This is a genomic window from Janibacter sp. LM (assembly GCF_039631275.1).
GTDB classification, from domain to species: Bacteria; Actinomycetota; Actinomycetes; order Actinomycetales; family Dermatophilaceae; genus Janibacter; species Janibacter terrae.
In genome coordinates, this window is record NZ_JBDIVG010000032.1 from 36,115 (window position 1) to 52,037 (window position 15,923).

A 15,923-nucleotide genomic window follows, 5' to 3' on the forward strand; every position below is an offset into this window, starting at 1 on the left:
CTAGGGGCGCGCGTCGCCGCCCACGTCGAGGTCGAGGTCTGCCACGAGGCCGCGCACGCGCGCCTCGATGTCGTCCCGTGCGGCCCGGACCTGCGCCGGGCTGCGGTCGATGACCGGCGGGATGTCCCACAGGACCTTGTGCCGGGCCACCGGCAGGTCGTTCTCGGCGACGCCGAGACCGACGACGACGTCGGCCGCGGAGAACACGTCGTCGGTGATCGGCTTGGGGTAGGCCTCGGGCAGCTCGATCCCCTTCTCCCGCATCGCCGCCCGCACATCGGGCAGCACGGCGTCCAGCGGGTCGAGACCGGCGGACGAGGCGACGTACCTCCCTTCGCCGATCGCCTCCGTGAAGGCCGCGGCCATCTGCGAGCGGCCCGCGTTGCCGTTGCAGACGAAGAGCAGGTGGGTCGTGCCCCGCTCCGCGCTGCCGCGGGACCGCGCGATCGAGCGCAGGCGGTCCCTGGCGAAGCGCTGCGCGAGGACGGGCAGGTAGGTGTCGACCGTCGCCGTGCGCTCCAGGCGGGCGCGGGAGTCGCCGACGATCTGTGCGACCTCGTCCCGCGTGAAGGTACCGGCGTAGCGGTCGTGCAGCTCGTCGACGATCCGCTCGAACTCGCGATCGCGCTCGTGGGTGGTCGGCATGGGGTCCTCCTTGGGTGACGGCCCGGTCCCCCATTGCACCGAGCCGTGGGTGCGTCCGAGATGCACAGTCGGCGACGTGACGGCGAACAGTTGACGACCCCGGCCCCGAGGCGTCGCGCAGGCAAACGCTTCCCCGCGCCGTCCATGTGATGTTAACCTTGTGTTCACCTTTCGACGTCAAGGAGACGCAGATGTTCAGCCCTCACATGGACCACGTCATGGCCAACATGGCCGCTGACCTGTGCGTGCGGTACCCGCAGGTGGCCTGCGAGCGCATCGAGGCGATGGTCGCGACGGCGCGTGAGCGCATCGAGCCGACCAACCTCCACCCCGAGTTCCTCGCGCCGCTCGTCGAGCACGCCGTGAAGATCGAGCTGCACGACCTGGCCGGCGCGCCCGTGCCGCCGTCAGGTGCGACCTGCTGACCTTCGCTCCGCACCCCTGACGCGACGGGACCCCCCTGTGCCGGGGGGTTCCGTCGCGTCCGTCCTAGGTTGGTCCCGTGACCGCGCGACCACTCACCGACCTCGTCCACCCGTCGTGGGCCGATGCGCTCGCGCCGGTCGCCGACTCCATCACCGCCATGGGCGCCTTCCTGCGCGAGGAGGTCGCTGCGGGCCACGGGTACCTGCCCGCCGGCGAGCACGTGCTGCGTGCCTTCACCATCCCGGTCGACGAGGTCAAGGTCCTCGTCGTGGGCCAGGACCCCTACCCCACACCGGGGCACGCGATCGGGCTGTCCTTCGCCGTGGCCCCTGACGTGCGGCCGCTCCCCCGGTCCCTGGTCAACATCCACCGCGAGCTCGTCGACGACCTCGGGGTGCCGGTGCCCGGCAACGGCGACCTCACGCCATGGGCCGAGCAGGGCGTCATGCTGCTCAACCGGTGCCTCACGGTGCGCCCGGGCGCGGCCAACAGCCACCAGGGCAAGGGCTGGGAGCGGGTCACCGACCGGGCCATCGAGGTGCTCGCGCGCCGGGGCGGCCCGCTCGTCGCGATCCTCTGGGGCCGCAACGCGCGCAGCCTGGCGCCGGCGCTCGGCGACGTGCCGCGCATCGAGAGCGCGCACCCCTCGCCGCTGTCCGCGCGCAACGGCTTCTTCGGCTCGCGGCCCTTCAGCCGGACCAACGAGCTGCTCGCCCGGCAGGGCGCCGAGCCGGTCGACTGGGGCCTGCCCGCCTGACCTGTACACGCCGGGAGGCCCGGTCCTAGCCTTGCTGCCATGGGTTCCCCCGTGGGCAGGGCGTGGTGGCGGGTCGTGAGCCGCCAGCTGGGGGCCCCTCCGGGCCCCTCGGCGCGCTCGCCGCACGGGCGCTGAACCGGGGCAACCGGGTGGTGACGACCGAGGCGGTCACGGCGCTGGGCCTCAGCGGCAGCGAGACGGTCGTCGACATCGGCTTCGGCGGCGGGGTCGGGATCGACCTGCTGCTCGCCCACCTGCACCCCTGGGGCCACGTCCACGGCGTCGACCCCTCCCGCTCGATGGTGCGGCGGATCCGCCGGCGCCACCGTGACGAGATCGCGGCGGACACCCTGACCGTGCACCAGGGGTCGATGCAGGCGCTGCCCTTCTCGGACGGGCAGCTCGACGGGTGGATCAGCCTCAACACCATCTACTTCGTGCCCGACCTCGCGCCCGCCGCCCGCGAGCTGCGGCGCGTCCTCGCGCCGACCGGGTGCGGCGTGCTCGGGGTCGCCGACCCGGACTGGATGCGCGCACAGCCGTTCACCCGGGAGGGCTTCACCCTGCGGCCGCTCGACGAGGACGTGGCGGCGCTGGAGGCCGCAGGCCTGCGCGTCGAGCGGCGTACCGTTGCCGACGCACGCATGCCCGTGCCGTACCACCTGCTCGTCTGCCGACCCGGAGGCCTCCCCACGTGAACGACACCCCCCACCGCTGGCGCACCTATGTCGCGATCGGCGACTCCTTCTCGGAGGGGATGTCCGACGCGGACCCGCGGCAGGAGGGCAGGTACGTCGGCTGGGCGGACCGGCTCGCGGGCGAGCTGTCGACGCGGGTGCCCGACGGCGGGTTCCGCTACGCCAACCTCGCGATCCGCGGCCGCAAGCTCGACGACGTCGTCGGACCCCAGCTCGAGGCGGCCCTGTCGATGGGTCCCGACCTCGTCTCGGTCGTCGGCGGGGGCAACGACATCCTGCGGCCCCGGGTCGACCTGGACGAGGTGGCCGACCGGCTCGAGCGGGCCGTCGCGAGGATCAGGGCCACCGGCGCGGACGTCCTCATGGCCACCCCGGCGGACCCCAAGGACGCCGGGTTGCTGTCCCACCTGCGCGCCCGCCACGGCGAGCACTCGGCCAATGTCTTCACGATCGCCCAGCGTCACGGCGCGCACGTGCTCAACCTCTGGGGGCTCAAGGCGCTCAGGGACTGGCGGCTCTGGGCCACCGACCGGATCCACCTGAGCACCGAGGGGCACCGGAGGGTGGCCCATGCCGCCCTCGTCGCGCTCGACCAGCCGGTCGCCGACCCGGCCTGGCACACGACGCCGCTCGAGACCCTGCCACCGGTGCCGCGCCGCCAGCAGGTCGCCGAGACCGCCACCTGGGCCCGCGCGTACGCGGCACCGTGGGTGCACCGCCGTCTCACCGGCCGCTCCTCCGGCGACACGGTGACGCCGAAGATCGGCGAGCCGACCCCCTTCGGCCCCGCGGACCTGCCCGAGGACTGATGACCCGCGGACCTGCATTGCCCTAGGGCAATGCAGGGTCGGTGGCGCAGGTGCGGTGATAGCGTCGCGATCATGGCGCAGATGCGGGTCTCGGAGGCGGCCGAGCTGCTCGCGGTCTCGCCCGACACCGTGCGGCGGTGGATCGACGGCGGGCGCCTGTCCGCGACGAAGGGGGAGGGCCCCACCCTCGTCGACGGCGCCGACCTGGCCCGCGTGGCCCAGGAGATATCGCACCCCGCCCCGGTCGGCCCGGTCCGTGACGAGTCGGCCCGCAACCGCATGCGCGGCATCGTCACCGAGGTGCAGCGCGACGGGGTGATGGCCCAGGTCAGCCTGCAGGCCGGCCCCTTCCGCATCGTCTCGTTGATGTCCCGCGAGGCCGCCGACGAGCTCGGCCTGGAGCCCGGCGTGGTCGCGGTCGCCTCCATCAAGTCGACCAATGTCGTCATCGGCACCCCGGGAGCCCCCTCGTGACGCGCCTGCTCGCCGCAACCTCCGTCGCCGCCCTCGCCCTGGCGCTCCCCGCCTGCGGCACCTCCGCCGAGGGCGCCGGCTCCTCCGGCACCACCCTGCGCGTGGCCGCGGCCGCCTCGCTCACCGCACCCTTCGAGGAGATCGCGGACGCCTACGAGGCCGAGCACGAGGACGTGAGCGTCGAGTACCAGTTCGCCGGCTCCTCCGACCTGGCCTCGCAGATCGACAACGGCGCCCGGCTCGACGTCTTCGCCTCGGCCGACGAGGCCACCATGGACCAGGTCGCTGACGCGGTCACGGGCGACCCGACGATCTTCGCGACGAACGTCCTGACGATCATCACCGAGCCCGGCAACCCGAAGGAGATCACCGGCCTGACCGACCTGCCGAGGCCCGACCTCGACGTCGTCGTCTGCGCCGAGCCGGTCCCCTGCGGCGCCGCGACCAAGGAGCTCACCGAGCAGCAGGGCCTCACCCTCGACCCCGCCAGCGAGGAGTCCAAGGTGACCGACGTGCTCACCAAGGTGAGGACCGGCGAGGCCGACGCCGGGGTCGTCTACGTCACGGACGCGGCCGGCGCCGGCGACGAGGTCGGGACCGTCGAGACGAAGGGGGCGGACGAGGTCGTGAGCCGCTACCCGATCGCGGCGCTGGCCGACGCCTCCTCACCCGCGGAGGCCCAGGAGTTCATCGACTTCGTCACCGGGCCGGAGGGCCAGCAGGTCCTGGTGGACAAGGGGTTCGGCGCGCCGTGACGCTGCCTCGGTGGTTGTGGCTGCCGGCGGCGGGCGCGGTCCTCGTCGTCGTCGTCCCGCTGCTCGGGCTCATCACCTCGGTCGACCTCGGCTCGCTCCTGCCGCTCCTCACCTCCGACGCGTCGGTCACCGCGCTCCTGCTCTCGCTGCGCACCGCCGCCGTCGCGACCGGGCTCTGCGTCCTCCTCGGCGCGCCGCTCGCCCTGCTCCTCGCCCGCGGCCGGTGGCCCGGCCAGTCGGTGCTGCGCGCGCTCGTCCTCGTGCCGCTCGTCCTGCCGCCGGTCGTCGGGGGGCTCGCGCTGCTCACGACCTTCGGCCGACGTGGGCTGCTCGGTGAGCACCTCGTCGCCGCAGGCATCTCGATCTCCTACTCGACCACCGCGGTCGTCCTCGCGCAGACCTTCGTCGCGCTCCCCTTCCTCGTCCTCTCGCTCGAGGGGGCCGTCCGCGGGCTCGACGTCCACCACGAGCAGGCGGCCGCGACCCTCGGCGCCGGGCCGTGGCGGCGCCTGAGCCGCGTCACGCTCCCCCTCGTCGCGCCGGGACTCGTCTCGGGCTGCGTCCTCGCCTTCGCGCGGGCGCTCGGCGAGTTCGGCGCGACGCTGACCTTCGCCGGCTCCGCGCAGGGCCGCACCCGCACGCTGCCGCTGGAGATCTACCTCCAGCGCGAGAGCGACCAGGACGCGGCGATCGCGCTCTCGCTCGTGCTCGTCGTCCTCGCGACCGTCATCGTCGGCACCGTCTACGCACGCACGACCGGGCGCGCCCGGTGAGCCGGCTCCAGGTCGCCGCCCGGTGGGCCGAGCGCGGGCTCGACGTCGACCTCGACCTGCCCGCGGGCCGGCACGCCGTGGCCGGGCCCAACGGCTCGGGCAAGTCCTCGCTCCTGTCGGTCGTCGCCGGTCTGGGCCGGCCCGACACCTCCCGCGTCCTCCTCGACGGACGCCCCCTCGACGACCTGCCGCCGCACCGCCGCCGGGTCGTCCTCATGTCGCAGGCCACGCGGCTCTTCCCGCACCTCGGGGTGCGCGACAACGTCGCCTTCGGCCCACGCAGTCTCGGGCGAGGGCGAAGGGAGTCCCGCGCCACCGCGGACCACTGGCTGTCCGTCGTGGGCATGGCCGAGCTCGCCGACCGGCGGCCCGAGCAGCTCTCCGGCGGCCAGGCGGCGCGGGTCGCGCTCGCCCGGGCGCTCGCCGCGGAGCCGGCCGCCCTCCTGCTCGACGAACCGCTGGCCGCACTCGACGTCGAGGCGACGCCGGCGATGCGGGCCGTGCTCTCCGAGGTGACCCACGCCCGCGACGACCTCGTCGTCGTGCTCGTCACGCACGACGTCCTCGACGTGCTCACCGTCGCCGACGGCCCGCGGGACACCCTCACCGTGCTCGGCGAGCGGGTCGAGCACGGGCCGGTCCGCGAGGTCCTCGACCGACCGCACAGCGCGTTCACCGCGGGCCTGGCGGGCGTCAACCTCCTTCGGGCGCAAGCGGTCCCGGGCGGGGGCGCGCAGACAGACGCCCTGCTCATCGCCACCGGGCCGCACGAGGTGAGCGGCCCGTGCTGGGTGACCTTCACCCCGGACGCGCTCTCGCTGCACCGCGAGCGGCCCGAGGGGTCGCCGCGCAACATCTGGCCGGCCCGGGTCGCACGGGTCGAGGCCCATGCCGGTCGGGTGCGGGTGCACCTCGACGAGCCGGCGCAGATGAGCGCCGAGATCACCCCTGCAGCACTGGCGGCGCTCCCCCTTCGTCCCGGCGCGAGGGTGTGGGTCTCGCTCAAGGCGACCCAGGTGCGGGTGCACCCGGCGCGCGTCAGCTGAGCCGACCGTCCCGGAAGTCGCGGAAGGCGGCCTGGGACGCGCCGTCGAGCCGGACGATCGACTGGCCCGACTGCATGGCGGTGGGCCCCTTGGCGACGGCCCCGCCGACCCGGGTGGGGTCGACCCGGTAGAACGAGGCCGTGAAGACGAGCATCTCCTGCGCCGACAGGTCGCTGCTCGCATGCTCGTCGATGACGGTGAGCGCCCGCGGCAGGGCGCCGGGCCCGCGCAGCCGCGCCTGGATCGCGGCCGAGGCCAGGAGCAGCCCCTGGTTGCGCGAGCGGTCGAAGTCACCGCCGGGCAGGCTCTTGCGCTCGCGCGACCAGGCGAGCGCCTCCTTGCCACTCAGGTGGTTGTAGCCCTTGTCGATCTGGCCGCCGGTGAGGTGGGAGTCCAGGCCGCGCGGCGCGACGAAGTTGAGCCCGCCGAGGTCGTCGACGATCCGCTCGAAGCCGTCGAACCCGGTCACGACGTAGCCGTCGACGTCGATGCCGCTGATGCTCGCGACGGACTCGGTCTGCCCGCTCGGCCCGGCGAAGACCATCGAGGAGTTGAGCTTGCCCTGCCCGTGCCCGGGGATGGTCACCCACAGGTCGCGCGCGAAGCCCATGAGGCCTGCGCCACCCTTGCCGTCGACGCCGAGGAGCTGGATCGCGTCGGCCCGGGAGCGCTCCACGTCCTGACCCGGGCGCGCGTCGGAGCCGATGACGAGGACGTGGCGTGAGCCCCCGAGGTCGGTCCTGCCGGCGCTGCCGAGGCTCGGCCACCAACCGCCGACGACCTTCCACCCCGTGCGGCCCCGCGGCTGCACCGCGAGCGTCACGTCGTCGTCGGCCGTGACGACCGCGACCCGCTCGCCGCGCCAGCGCCCGAGGGAGGCCTTGCCGTCGAGCGGGCGGCTGCCGTACTTCTTCGCGACCGCCTGCCTCAGTGCTGCGGGTGCACCCTCGACGCTGGCCTTCGGCGCCGGCTTCGTCGTGCTCGACGACGTGCTCGTCGTGGACGACGACCCCGCCGAGGAGGAGGGCGAGGACGTCGTGGCGCCCGGGTCGCTCCCTTCGTCGGCGGAGCAGGCGGCGAGCGCGAGCGCCAGGGCTGCGGTGGTCGCGGCGGTACGGGCGAAGGGTGGTCTCACCCCTCCACCGTAGGCGCCTCCTAGAGTGGGCCGCATGGCAGCGACGAGGCTCATGCCCACGGAGCTCGGTGACGACCTCATCGAGCTCACCCGGGCGATCTGTGACAAGACCCTGCGACCGCAGGTCGACGAGGTCGAGGCACGCGCGGCCACCGAGGAGGTCTTCCCGCGGGAGGTCTTCCGCACCCTCGGGCAGGCGGGGCTGCTCTCCCTGCCCTACCCCGAGGAGCTCGGTGGCGGCGGGCAGCCCTACGAGGTCTACCTGCAGGTGGTCGAGGAGATCGCCACCGCCTGGGCCTCGGTCGCGGTCGGTGTCTCGGTGCACTCGCTGACGGCGTACGCGGTGCACACCTTCGGCACCCCCGAGCAGCAGCAGGCGCTGCTGCCGGACATGCTCTCGGGCGACCTGCTCGGCGCCTACGCCCTCTCCGAGCCGCTCGCCGGCTCCGACATCGGCGCGATGACCACCCGCGCGACGCGCGACGGGGAGGACTGGCGCATCCGCGGCCGCAAGGCGTGGATCTCGCACGCGGGCCACGCCGACTACTACACGACCTTCGCCCGCACGAGCGACGACGGCGGCCGCGGTGTCAGCTGCTTCATCGTGCCGGCGGATGCCGAGGGCATCTCCTTCGGCGCGCCGGAGAAGAAGATGGGCCTGCACGGCGACACCGTGCGGGAGGTGATCTTCGAGGACGTGCCCGTCACCGGGGACCGGCAGATCGGCGAGCTGGGTCGCGGGGTGCCGATGGCCCTGGCCGGCCTCGACGCCGGCCGGCTCGGGATCGCCGCCGTCGCCACCGGCCTGGCGCAGTCGGCGCTGGACGTCGCGGCGAGGTATGCCTCCGAGCGCGAGCAGTTCGGTCGGACCATCGCGAGCAACCAGGGCCTGGCCTTCCTCCTCGCCGACATGGAGGCGGCCACGACGAGCGCCCGCGCGACCTACCTGCACGCGGCGCGGCTGCGCGACGCCGGCCGCGCCTTCGGCAAGGAGGCCGCGGTGGCCAAGCTCGTCGCGACCGACGCCGCCATGCAGGTGACGACCGACGCCATCCAGGTCCTCGGCGGCGCCGGCTTCACCCAGGACTTCCCGGTGGAGCGGTACTTCCGCGAGGCGAAGGTGACCCAGATCTTCGAGGGGACCAACCAGATCCAGCGGCTGGTCATCTCGCGCAACCTGCTCGCGGGGCTCTGACCCCCTTCGTCAGTCGTCGTGGTCCCGGGAGATCCCGGGGAGCAGGGCGTCACCGCGCCGCAGGGCGTCCATCGCGCCGGGGACGTCCGCGACGCGGGCCAGGCTGCGCTGCCGGTAGCGCCAGATCATCCACGCCCCGAAGGCCCACAGGAGGAACTGCACGCTCATCGCGATGCGGAAGTCGTCGAGCGTGTAGGTCTCCGGGCCACCGGGCGCGAGCCGGTCGAGGACGAGGCCGATGAGCGCCATCGTCACGAGCGAGGCGACGAAGCCGCCCATGTTGACCACGCCCGACGCCCGGCCGAGGCGGTCGTTGCGGTGGAAGCTGCGGGCCAGGTCGAAGGCGATCATCGAGCCCGGGCCACCGACGGCCGTGACCGCGACGAGGACGACGAGCAGCCACAGCGGCGACCGGTCGGGCATGGCGAGGACGATCGCCCACACGAGCGAGATCGCGGCGACGACCCCGAGCGCGACGACGGAACGGTAGTACGGGTAGCGGCTCGTCCACCGCCCGATGGTCGGCCCCGCGAAGAGCGCGACGACGGTCATGAGGGTGAGCAGGGTCGAGGCCATCGTCGGGCTGAGCCCCTGCCCCGAGACGAGGAAGGGGTAGCCCCACAGCAGCGCGAAGACCGTCGGCGCGAACTGCGCGGTGAAGTGCACCGAGAGCCCGAGCCGCGTCCCCGGGTCGCGCCAGACCTCGGTGAGGCTGTGGCGAAGGGCGCGGATCTTGATCCGCTCGACCGCGCCCCGCTCGTACGGCGAGTCCTTGACGAAGGCGAAGACGCCGAGCAGCAGGACCACGCCGAGGGAGGCGGCGAGCGCGTACGTGCGGGTCCAGCCGAGGCCGTGGAGCGCGGCGCTCAGCGGCACGGCCGCCGCGACCGCGCCCATCTGGCCGATCATGCCGGTGAGCTGGGTGATGACCGGCGCCTGCCGCACGAGGAACCACAGCGCGACGAGGCGCAGCACCGCGGTGAAGACCATGGCGTCGCCGGCCCCGACGAGCACGCGCGCGCCGAGCCCCATCGCGAAGCTGTCGGCGAAGGCGAACCACAGCTGCCCCGCGGTCATGCACACGAGCCCGGAGACGATCAGCGCGCGCGAGCCGAAGCGGTCGAGCATCACCCCGACGGGCACCTGCATGGCGGCGTAGACCGCGAGCTGCAGGACGGTGAAGGTCGCGAGCTGGCTGGCGTTGATGCCGAAGCGGTCGGCGGCGAGCAGGCCGGCGACCCCGAGCGAGGTCCGGTGGAAGACGGCGAGGACGTAGACGGCGAGGGCGGCGCCCCAGATGGCGTACGCGCGACGCCGGCCGATGTTGTGCAGCTGTCGGGTCCCGGTCACCGGGTACATGCTACGAAGGCGGGCGACGTCGCCCCCGATGTACCGGCTGCTTGACACAAGAGCGAAGGGGGCGCACCCTCGACTTGTCCCAGTCAACCGACACAAAGGCGTGGTCATGGCCGGCGCTCTCGTCCTCCCCTTCGCCCTCGTCCTCGGGCTGGTCGCAGCGGTCCTCGTCGCCGTCCTCGCGCGACGCCACGCCCTCGTGGTCGGCGTCGACGAGCACGTCCACCTCGTGGCCTACGCACGGCGCGCCCGTGCCTGGCGGCTGGCCGCGCTCGCCCTGGCCGTCGTGGCGTGCGTCGCCATCCCCATGCTGGGGCTGGGTGGGACCGACACGGCGCCGGCCGTCGTCCCGGCGGTCGCGGGGATCCTCGTCGTCGTGCTGATCGGGCTCGGGGAGGCGAGCTTCCGTCGGCCGATGACGGTCACCCGCAGCGCCGACCTGCGACCGCGGCGGCTCGGCGACCTCGTGCCGCGGGGTTGGCTGATCACCGCGAGCGGCGCACTGCTGGCCCTCACCGGCGCCCTGGTCGTCGGGACCCTCTACGGCAGCGCGGACGACCTCGGTCGCGCCGGGCGGGCGATCAGCGTCGTCTGCGACGGCGTGACGCACACCCGCACGCCCTGGCCCGGGAGCCACTACGCCCTGCCGATCGCCCTCGCGACGGCGGTGAGCGTCCTCGTGGCCGCGGCGACGTGCGTCGTCGTCGCGCGGCGCCCGAGCCCGGCCGCCGAGAGCGTCGGGCTCGATGCGGAGCTGCGCCGCTGGTCGATCGCCGGCGTGCTGCAGTCGCTGACGCTCGTCGCGTGCGTGACCCTCACCCCCGTCCTGGTCCTCATGGCGATCGGCGCCCGCGCCTCGGACTGCGCCCCGGGCGGCTACGGCCTGCTCGCCGAGCTCAGCCTCGTCGGGGCCGCGGCGGCCACCGTGGTGGGTGTCGTCGCCTTCGCCGGGCTCTGCAGCGGGCCCGGGGTGCGCGTCGACGACGTCCCGCCGCCGCAGCGCGGTGAGCCCACGCCCGTCGGGGTGCCGCTGTGAGCGTCTCGGTGACGATCGACCTCGTCGACCCGACGCCGCCCTTCGAGCAGGTGCGCCGGCAGCTGACGACGCTCATCGAGACCGGTCAGCTGACGGGCGGTGATCGCCTGCCCTCCGTCCGGCAGCTCGCCGCCGACCTCGGGCTCGCCACCGGCACGGTCGCCCGCGCCTACAAGGAGCTCGAGGGCTCGGGTCTCGTCACGACGCGCCGCGGCGGTGGGACGCGGGTCGCGCCGCGGCCGGCGCCGACCTCGCGCGCGGCGCTGTCCCTGCTGGAGGACGCCGCCGAGTCCTACCTCGCCCGGGCCCGCGGCCTCGGGGCCACGCGGCAGCAGGCCGTGCAGGCGCTCGAGCGCGTCGGCCGCCGCCCGTGACCCACTGGTGATCCGCGCCCTGGCTGGGAGGATGGAACGGTGCGCGAGCTCCTCACGATCGACCCGGCGGCACGCGAGCCGCCCTTCGAGCAGGTGCGGCTGCAGCTGACCGCCCTCATCGAGTCCGGTCGGCTGCCCCCGGGCGAGCGCCTCCCCGCGGTCCGGCAGCTCGCGAGCGACCTCGGTCTCGCGACCGGCACGGTCGCCCGCGCCTACAAGGAGCTCGAGGCCACGGGGCTCGTGACGACCGCACGCGGGGCCGGCACGCGCGTCGCCGCGCGGCCCGAGGCTGCTGGCGCCGAGGGCCGGGCTCGGCTCGAGGCGGCGGCCGGGGCCTTCCTCGACCGGGCTGCCGCGCTCGGCGCGACGCCCGAGCAGGCCGCGCACGCGCTGGAGCGGGTCGCCCGACGGCGTTAGCGCCACCTGACGTCGTGGTGCGCGCCCGGTTGCCCTTCTCCGGTCAGCCGGGTGCGCACGACGACGCCGGGCTCAGGTCCAGCGGGCCAGCAGGTACTGCACACCGAAGGGCGCCTCGTCCGCGACGAGCTCACCGCGCAGTCCGGACGCGGCTGCGGCGAGGACCTGCAGGGCCGGACGCCCGCGCATCCACAACCGGTCACAGGTCACGGGGTCGAGGGCAGCGAGCGCGGCCACGTCCGCGGACCCCAGCGCCTCGGCCAGCCCGGTGGCGAAGGGGGCTGCGTCCGGCTGGAGGTGGCCCGGCGCCTTGTCGGTGAGGGTGGCGGGCCCGTCGGCGACGACCACGAGGACGGCGTCGGGTCCGGCAGCGAGATCGCCGCCGACGGCGGCGCAGTCCTCGGCAGAGGCATCAGCGGCGACGGACAGCAGGAGCAGCTCGCCCCCTCCAGAGGGGGCGAGGGCCCGACCGATCTCGAGGTCCGTCGGCAGCGCGTCCTCGGGCACCCGACCGGTCGTGAACCGCGCTGCACCGGAGGGCGCGTCGACGGGCCAGGCGCGGGTGGTCCGCCCCGAACCGATGACGACGAGACGGTCGGCCCCCTTCGCGCGCACGGTCTCGGCGACGAGGGCTGCCGCACGGGCACGTAGGCCCCCCAGGGGGTCGGCGCTCCCCCCGAGCCCGGGCAGCAGCGCCGGGGCGGCCGGCACGACGACGGCGACGACGACGGCGGCACTCATGCCAACCCCCGCATCGTCCGGGCAGGCGGTCGCTCTCCGCGCAGCGTGGCAACCATGTCGAGCACCTGGCGGGTCTCCGCGACCTCGTGCACCCGGTAGATCCGCGCACCGAGCCACGCCGAGACGGCGGTCGTCGCGAGGGTGCCGACGAGGCGCTGGTCGACCGGGCGGTCGAGCGTCTCGCCGACGAAGTCCTTGTTGGACAACGAGACGAGCACCGGCCAGCCGGTGTCGACCATCTCGTCGAGCCGGCGGGTCACCTCGAGGGTGTGGTGGGTGTTCTTGCCGAAGTCGTGCGCCGGGTCGATGACGATCGACTCGGCCGCGACGCCCGCGGCGCGGGCGCGCTCGGCGTACCCGAGCACCGCGTCGAGCACGTCCTCGACTACGTCCCGCTCGAAGCCGGTGCGGAAGGGGCGCGTCCGCGGCTCGGCCCCGCCGGTGTGCGTGCAGATGATGCCGACGTCGTGGCGCGCGGCGACGTCGACGAGCGCCGGGTCGGCCCCGCCCCACGCGTCGTTGAGGACGTCCGCGCCTGCGGCACAGACGGATTCGCCGACCTCCGCGCGCCAGGTGTCCACCGAGATCACGAGCTGCGGATGGGCCGCACGGACCCGCGCGACGAAGCCGGACACGCGGTCGATCTCCTCGGCGACGTCGACGTCGCCACCGGGTGCGGCCTTGACGCCGCCGATGTCGACGATCTCGGCGCCCTGCTCGACGACGAGGTCGACGCGCGCCATCGCCGTGTCCTCGGCGAAGGTCGCGCCCTTGTCGTAGAAGGAGTCGGGCGTGCGGTTGACGATCGCCATGACGAGCATCGCGTCGTCGGCGAAGGTGTGTCGGCCGAGCCTCATCGGGTCCCTCCCGGGTAGCCCGGCTGGTCGATCGCGGGCGGGCGCTGGGCGAGCGGGACGGGGCGGGTGCGCCATCCCCCTTCGCGCGTGTACTGCTCGAGCTCGTCCGCCGCGACGGTCACCGGGACCGGCTCGCCGTCGTACCGGGCGTGGACGACGGCGAGCAGCTCCGCGGCCATGACGGCGAGGTCGTGGTCGCGCTGGTGACGGTGGGCGCGGGCGCCGAGGTCGACCTGGGCGATGCCGTCGAGGCCGTGCCCGCGAAGGGCGTCGAGCAGCGAGGCGATCTCGACCCCGTAGCCCGTGGGCACCGTGAGCGTCTCCATGAAGGAGCGCCGCGCGGCCCACTCCCCCGCGAGCGGCTGGACGACGCCGGCGAGCTCGGGCCACCACAGGTCGAGCACGGGGCGCGCGACGAGCTCGGTGACGCGGCCGCCCTCGGTGCTGGGCGCGCTGCCCGGGACATCCATGACCCGGTCGTACCAGCCCTTGACGAGCACGGTCCCGGGGTCGGCGGTCAGGGCGCCGACGAGCCCGGTGACGAAGTGCGGCCCCCACTCCGTGAGGTCGGCGTCGACGAAGACGAGCAGCTCGCCGGTGGTGACGAAGAGCGACTTCCACAGCGCCTCGCCCTTGCCGGGGTGGGTGCCGAGGTGCGGTGCGATGTCGGCGGAGCGGTGGACGGTCGCGCCGGCGTCGGCGGCGATCGCCGCGGTCGCGTCGGTGGAGTCGGAGTCGATGACGACGAGCTCGCCGACGAGCGGCACGCGCTCGACGAGCTCGCGGCGCAGGCCGGCGACGACCTCGCCGACGGTGGCGGCCTCGTTGCGGGCGGGGATGACGACGCTGACGCGCTCGGTGAGCCGGGTGGCGAGGTCGCCCGCGTCGAAGTCCTCGTGGACGTGGCCGTGCGCCGAGAGCCACTCACGGGTCGACAGGCGCATGGCGCTCATCGTATGCAGGCATCATGGGTCCCGTGCGACGACTCCTGGGGATCCTGCTGCTGCCGCTGCTGCTCGTCGGCTGCTCGGAGCCCGGCTCGGCCCTCTCCCGCGCGGAGAGCACGGGGATCCTCAACGTCGGCGTCGTCGACAACCCGCCCACGGCCGTCCCGGACGAGGGGGGCGACGTCAGCGGTCCCGCCGCTGCGCTCGTCACCGACTACGCGGACTCGATCGGCGCCCACCCCAGCTGGCAGGTCGGCGAGCTCGACGCCCTCTCCGCCGCGGTCGAACGCGGTGAGGTGGACGTGATCATCGGGGCCGACGGTCCGACGAAGGGAGTCACCCTGACCTCGTCGTCGGGAGACGCGGGCGTCGTGCTGGTGGGTGAGCAGGAGACCGCGCTCAAGGACTCGATCGACACGTGGCTGGCCAAGCGCGACTGACGGTCAGGTACGCGCCACCTGCGAGACACGCTGCGGCGAGATCTGCAACAGGATCGCGGCATCGCGCACCGTCAACCCTTCCCCCAGGACATCGCCGACTGCGCGGGCGAGCTGCTCAGTGGCCGATGCTCGCGCAGCTTCCGCCTCATGGCGCAGCCGGATGGCTTCATCGATGTCGCGTTGGATCTCGGGGCGAAGGGCAGCGCTGAGGCTCACCTCGACCTCGTCCGCGTCGACTCCGGTCATGGTCGCCACCGCGTCGGCCACGACGCCGGCCACCTGGTCGAGACGCTTGGCTTGTGTGAAGACACCGGGAACCTGGGGCACCTCGATCGCCCACCAATGCCCCGAACGGACGACTTCGGCCGTGACCTTCACCGCCGGACTCCCATCTGCTTGAGGATCGCCTTCGCTGCCATCTCGTTGATCTCCGCGTGGCGAGGCACGACACTCGAACGCCCGCCGATCGCTACTCGCGTGTGACCGCCACCCTCACTGATCTGCAGAGGCACCCCAGTCGGCGAGCTTCAGCGCGGAGTGCTTTGAAGACATCTCTGCGTTTCATGAGCATACGTCCAGTCTCGTAGACAACTCAAGACAAGCGAGGTAGACGGCTCGCCGCACTTCGCTGTGACCAGACTGCGCCCTGGAGCGAAGACCGCACTGCCGAGGCGCACGTCTGTGGACGGGGCGCGCACCGCCCGCGTCTCTGTGGACGTTGCCTGGTTCCGAGTGATCGGGAGAGCGGGCGCGGCCGAAGGGGGTCTCGAGGCTTCGTCGCCGGCGCTCCTCGCACCACCCACTCGAACGTGGGACCCAGACCGGCGTTGAGCTGGCGAAGGGACTCGAACCCTCAACCACCTGTTTCCCTGCGGGGCTCCTCGGCTGGGTACTGCTGGGGCTCGGATTCCCTGTGTTTCCAACGGTTTTCGCGTTCCTGCGTGGAAGCGTCTCGGGCTGGATCGACCGATCTCGGGACGAAAGTGGAGGCTTAAGTGGCTCTTCGCGGTTCGTGGTGAACGGCCGGGTGTGATCGGTGTTC

At 73.7% G+C, this 15,923-nt stretch carries 20 protein-coding genes; 13 read left to right on the plus strand and 7 right to left on the minus strand.

Going from position 1 to position 15,923, the window contains the following annotated elements:
- Complete coding sequence (locus ABC138_RS15205; RefSeq protein WP_068326752.1) at nt 1-645, minus strand: hypothetical protein; 645 nt, start codon at nt 643-645, stop codon at nt 1-3.
- Nucleotides 646-836: 191 nt separating this feature from the next.
- Here ABC138_RS15205 and ABC138_RS15210 point away from each other — a divergent pair, with 191 nt between their 5' ends.
- From ABC138_RS15210 to ABC138_RS15245, 8 genes are all read left to right on the plus strand, one after another.
- A complete protein-coding gene (locus ABC138_RS15210; RefSeq protein WP_169701978.1) occupies nt 837-1,070 on the plus strand; it encodes a hypothetical protein in 234 nt (77 codons plus the stop codon).
- Nucleotides 1,071-1,147: 77 nt separating this feature from the next.
- On the plus strand, nt 1,148-1,828 hold the full coding sequence (locus ABC138_RS15215; RefSeq protein WP_068326757.1) for a uracil-DNA glycosylase: 681 nt from the start codon (nt 1,148-1,150) through the stop codon (nt 1,826-1,828).
- Nucleotides 1,829-1,893: 65 nt separating this feature from the next.
- Nucleotides 1,894-2,526: a methyltransferase domain-containing protein gene (locus tag ABC138_RS15220; RefSeq protein ID WP_345914221.1), complete on the plus strand. Its 633-nt coding sequence runs from the start codon at nt 1,894-1,896 to the stop codon at nt 2,524-2,526.
- Nucleotides 2,523-3,335, plus strand: coding sequence for an SGNH/GDSL hydrolase family protein (locus ABC138_RS15225; RefSeq protein WP_338538879.1), 813 nt, complete (start codon nt 2,523-2,525; stop codon nt 3,333-3,335). The genes ABC138_RS15220 and ABC138_RS15225 overlap by 4 nt, the downstream gene beginning before the upstream one ends.
- A gap of 72 nt (nt 3,336-3,407) precedes the next feature.
- Nucleotides 3,408-3,809 (plus strand): TOBE domain-containing protein, encoded by a 402-nt coding sequence (locus ABC138_RS15230; RefSeq protein WP_068326772.1) that lies wholly within the window; start codon nt 3,408-3,410, stop codon nt 3,807-3,809.
- Nucleotides 3,806-4,564, plus strand: coding sequence for a molybdate ABC transporter substrate-binding protein (modA, locus tag ABC138_RS15235; RefSeq protein ID WP_068326774.1), 759 nt, complete (start codon nt 3,806-3,808; stop codon nt 4,562-4,564). The genes ABC138_RS15230 and modA overlap by 4 nt, the downstream gene beginning before the upstream one ends.
- Nucleotides 4,561-5,337: an ABC transporter permease gene (locus ABC138_RS15240; RefSeq protein ID WP_068326777.1), complete on the plus strand. Its 777-nt coding sequence runs from the start codon at nt 4,561-4,563 to the stop codon at nt 5,335-5,337. The genes modA and ABC138_RS15240 overlap by 4 nt, the downstream gene beginning before the upstream one ends.
- A complete protein-coding gene (locus tag ABC138_RS15245; protein WP_345914222.1) occupies nt 5,334-6,383 on the plus strand; it encodes an ATP-binding cassette domain-containing protein in 1,050 nt (349 codons plus the stop codon). Before ABC138_RS15240 ends, ABC138_RS15245 begins: the two co-directional genes overlap by 4 nt.
- On the opposite strand, the gene ABC138_RS15250 is transcribed toward ABC138_RS15245, so the two are convergent.
- A complete protein-coding gene (locus ABC138_RS15250; protein WP_345914223.1) occupies nt 6,376-7,518 on the minus strand; it encodes an LCP family protein in 1,143 nt (380 codons plus the stop codon). The two genes, ABC138_RS15245 and ABC138_RS15250, sit on opposite strands and share 8 nt — an antisense overlap.
- Before the next feature lie 34 nt (nt 7,519-7,552).
- Between ABC138_RS15250 and ABC138_RS15255 the strand changes: the two genes are divergently transcribed.
- Nucleotides 7,553-8,713, plus strand: coding sequence for an acyl-CoA dehydrogenase family protein (locus tag ABC138_RS15255; protein ID WP_345914224.1), 1,161 nt, complete (start codon nt 7,553-7,555; stop codon nt 8,711-8,713).
- Between the two features lie 9 nt (nt 8,714-8,722).
- Here the strand turns inward: ABC138_RS15255 and ABC138_RS15260 are convergent, their stop codons facing one another.
- Nucleotides 8,723-10,063: an MFS transporter gene (locus ABC138_RS15260; protein ID WP_345914225.1), complete on the minus strand. Its 1,341-nt coding sequence runs from the start codon at nt 10,061-10,063 to the stop codon at nt 8,723-8,725.
- A 115-nt stretch (nt 10,064-10,178) separates the two neighbouring features.
- Between ABC138_RS15260 and ABC138_RS15265 the strand changes: the two genes are divergently transcribed.
- The 3 genes from ABC138_RS15265 to ABC138_RS15275 are packed head-to-tail and all read left to right on the plus strand — an operon-like array spanning nt 10,179 to nt 11,896.
- Nucleotides 10,179-11,105 carry a hypothetical protein gene (locus ABC138_RS15265; protein WP_345914226.1) on the plus strand — a complete coding sequence of 309 codons (927 nt, stop codon included), beginning with the start codon at nt 10,179-10,181 and terminating at the stop codon, nt 11,103-11,105.
- Complete coding sequence (locus ABC138_RS15270) at nt 11,102-11,479, plus strand: GntR family transcriptional regulator (RefSeq protein WP_068326791.1); 378 nt, start codon at nt 11,102-11,104, stop codon at nt 11,477-11,479. Before ABC138_RS15265 ends, ABC138_RS15270 begins: the two co-directional genes overlap by 4 nt.
- Nucleotides 11,480-11,518: 39 nt before the next feature.
- Nucleotides 11,519-11,896, plus strand: a complete 378-nt coding sequence (locus tag ABC138_RS15275) for a GntR family transcriptional regulator (RefSeq protein ID WP_068326794.1) — start codon at nt 11,519-11,521, stop codon at nt 11,894-11,896.
- A gap of 72 nt (nt 11,897-11,968) precedes the next feature.
- Here the strand turns inward: ABC138_RS15275 and ABC138_RS15280 are convergent, their stop codons facing one another.
- From ABC138_RS15280 to ABC138_RS15290, 3 genes are read right to left on the minus strand one after another with little or no spacing between them, the layout of a single operon-like run.
- Nucleotides 11,969-12,637, minus strand: coding sequence for a hypothetical protein (locus tag ABC138_RS15280; RefSeq protein ID WP_345914227.1), 669 nt, complete (start codon nt 12,635-12,637; stop codon nt 11,969-11,971).
- Nucleotides 12,634-13,494: a dihydropteroate synthase gene (folP, locus tag ABC138_RS15285; protein ID WP_068326801.1), complete on the minus strand. Its 861-nt coding sequence runs from the start codon at nt 13,492-13,494 to the stop codon at nt 12,634-12,636. Before folP ends, ABC138_RS15280 begins: the two co-directional genes overlap by 4 nt.
- Complete coding sequence (locus tag ABC138_RS15290; protein ID WP_068329159.1) at nt 13,491-14,438, minus strand: glucosyl-3-phosphoglycerate synthase; 948 nt, start codon at nt 14,436-14,438, stop codon at nt 13,491-13,493. The genes folP and ABC138_RS15290 overlap by 4 nt, the downstream gene beginning before the upstream one ends.
- Nucleotides 14,439-14,470: 32 nt before the next feature.
- Here ABC138_RS15290 and ABC138_RS15295 point away from each other — a divergent pair, with 32 nt between their 5' ends.
- Nucleotides 14,471-14,881: a transporter substrate-binding domain-containing protein gene (locus tag ABC138_RS15295; protein WP_170307576.1), complete on the plus strand. Its 411-nt coding sequence runs from the start codon at nt 14,471-14,473 to the stop codon at nt 14,879-14,881.
- A gap of 3 nt (nt 14,882-14,884) precedes the next feature.
- Here ABC138_RS15295 and ABC138_RS15300 read toward each other — a convergent pair whose 3' ends face one another.
- On the minus strand, nt 14,885-15,259 hold the full coding sequence (locus tag ABC138_RS15300) for a hypothetical protein (RefSeq protein ID WP_068424442.1): 375 nt from the start codon (nt 15,257-15,259) through the stop codon (nt 14,885-14,887).
- Between the last annotated feature and the right edge of the window lie 664 nt (nt 15,260-15,923).

Coding starts and splice junctions, on each gene's coding strand:
- ABC138_RS15265 (WP_345914226.1), top strand. CDS start 10,179: ATGGCCGGCGCTCTCGTCCTCCCCTTCGCCCTCGTCCTCGGGCTGGTC.
- ABC138_RS15210 (WP_169701978.1), top strand. CDS start 837: ATGTTCAGCCCTCACATGGACCACGTCATGGCCAACATGGCCGCTGAC.
- ABC138_RS15290 (WP_068329159.1), bottom strand. CDS start 14,438: ATGCGCCTGTCGACCCGTGAGTGGCTCTCGGCGCACGGCCACGTCCAC.
- ABC138_RS15230 (WP_068326772.1), top strand. CDS start 3,408: ATGGCGCAGATGCGGGTCTCGGAGGCGGCCGAGCTGCTCGCGGTCTCG.
- ABC138_RS15280 (WP_345914227.1), bottom strand. CDS start 12,637: ATGAGTGCCGCCGTCGTCGTCGCCGTCGTCGTGCCGGCCGCCCCGGCG.
- ABC138_RS15205 (WP_068326752.1), bottom strand. CDS start 645: ATGCCGACCACCCACGAGCGCGATCGCGAGTTCGAGCGGATCGTCGAC.
- folP (WP_068326801.1), bottom strand. CDS start 13,494: ATGAGGCTCGGCCGACACACCTTCGCCGACGACGCGATGCTCGTCATG.
- ABC138_RS15255 (WP_345914224.1), top strand. CDS start 7,553: ATGGCAGCGACGAGGCTCATGCCCACGGAGCTCGGTGACGACCTCATC.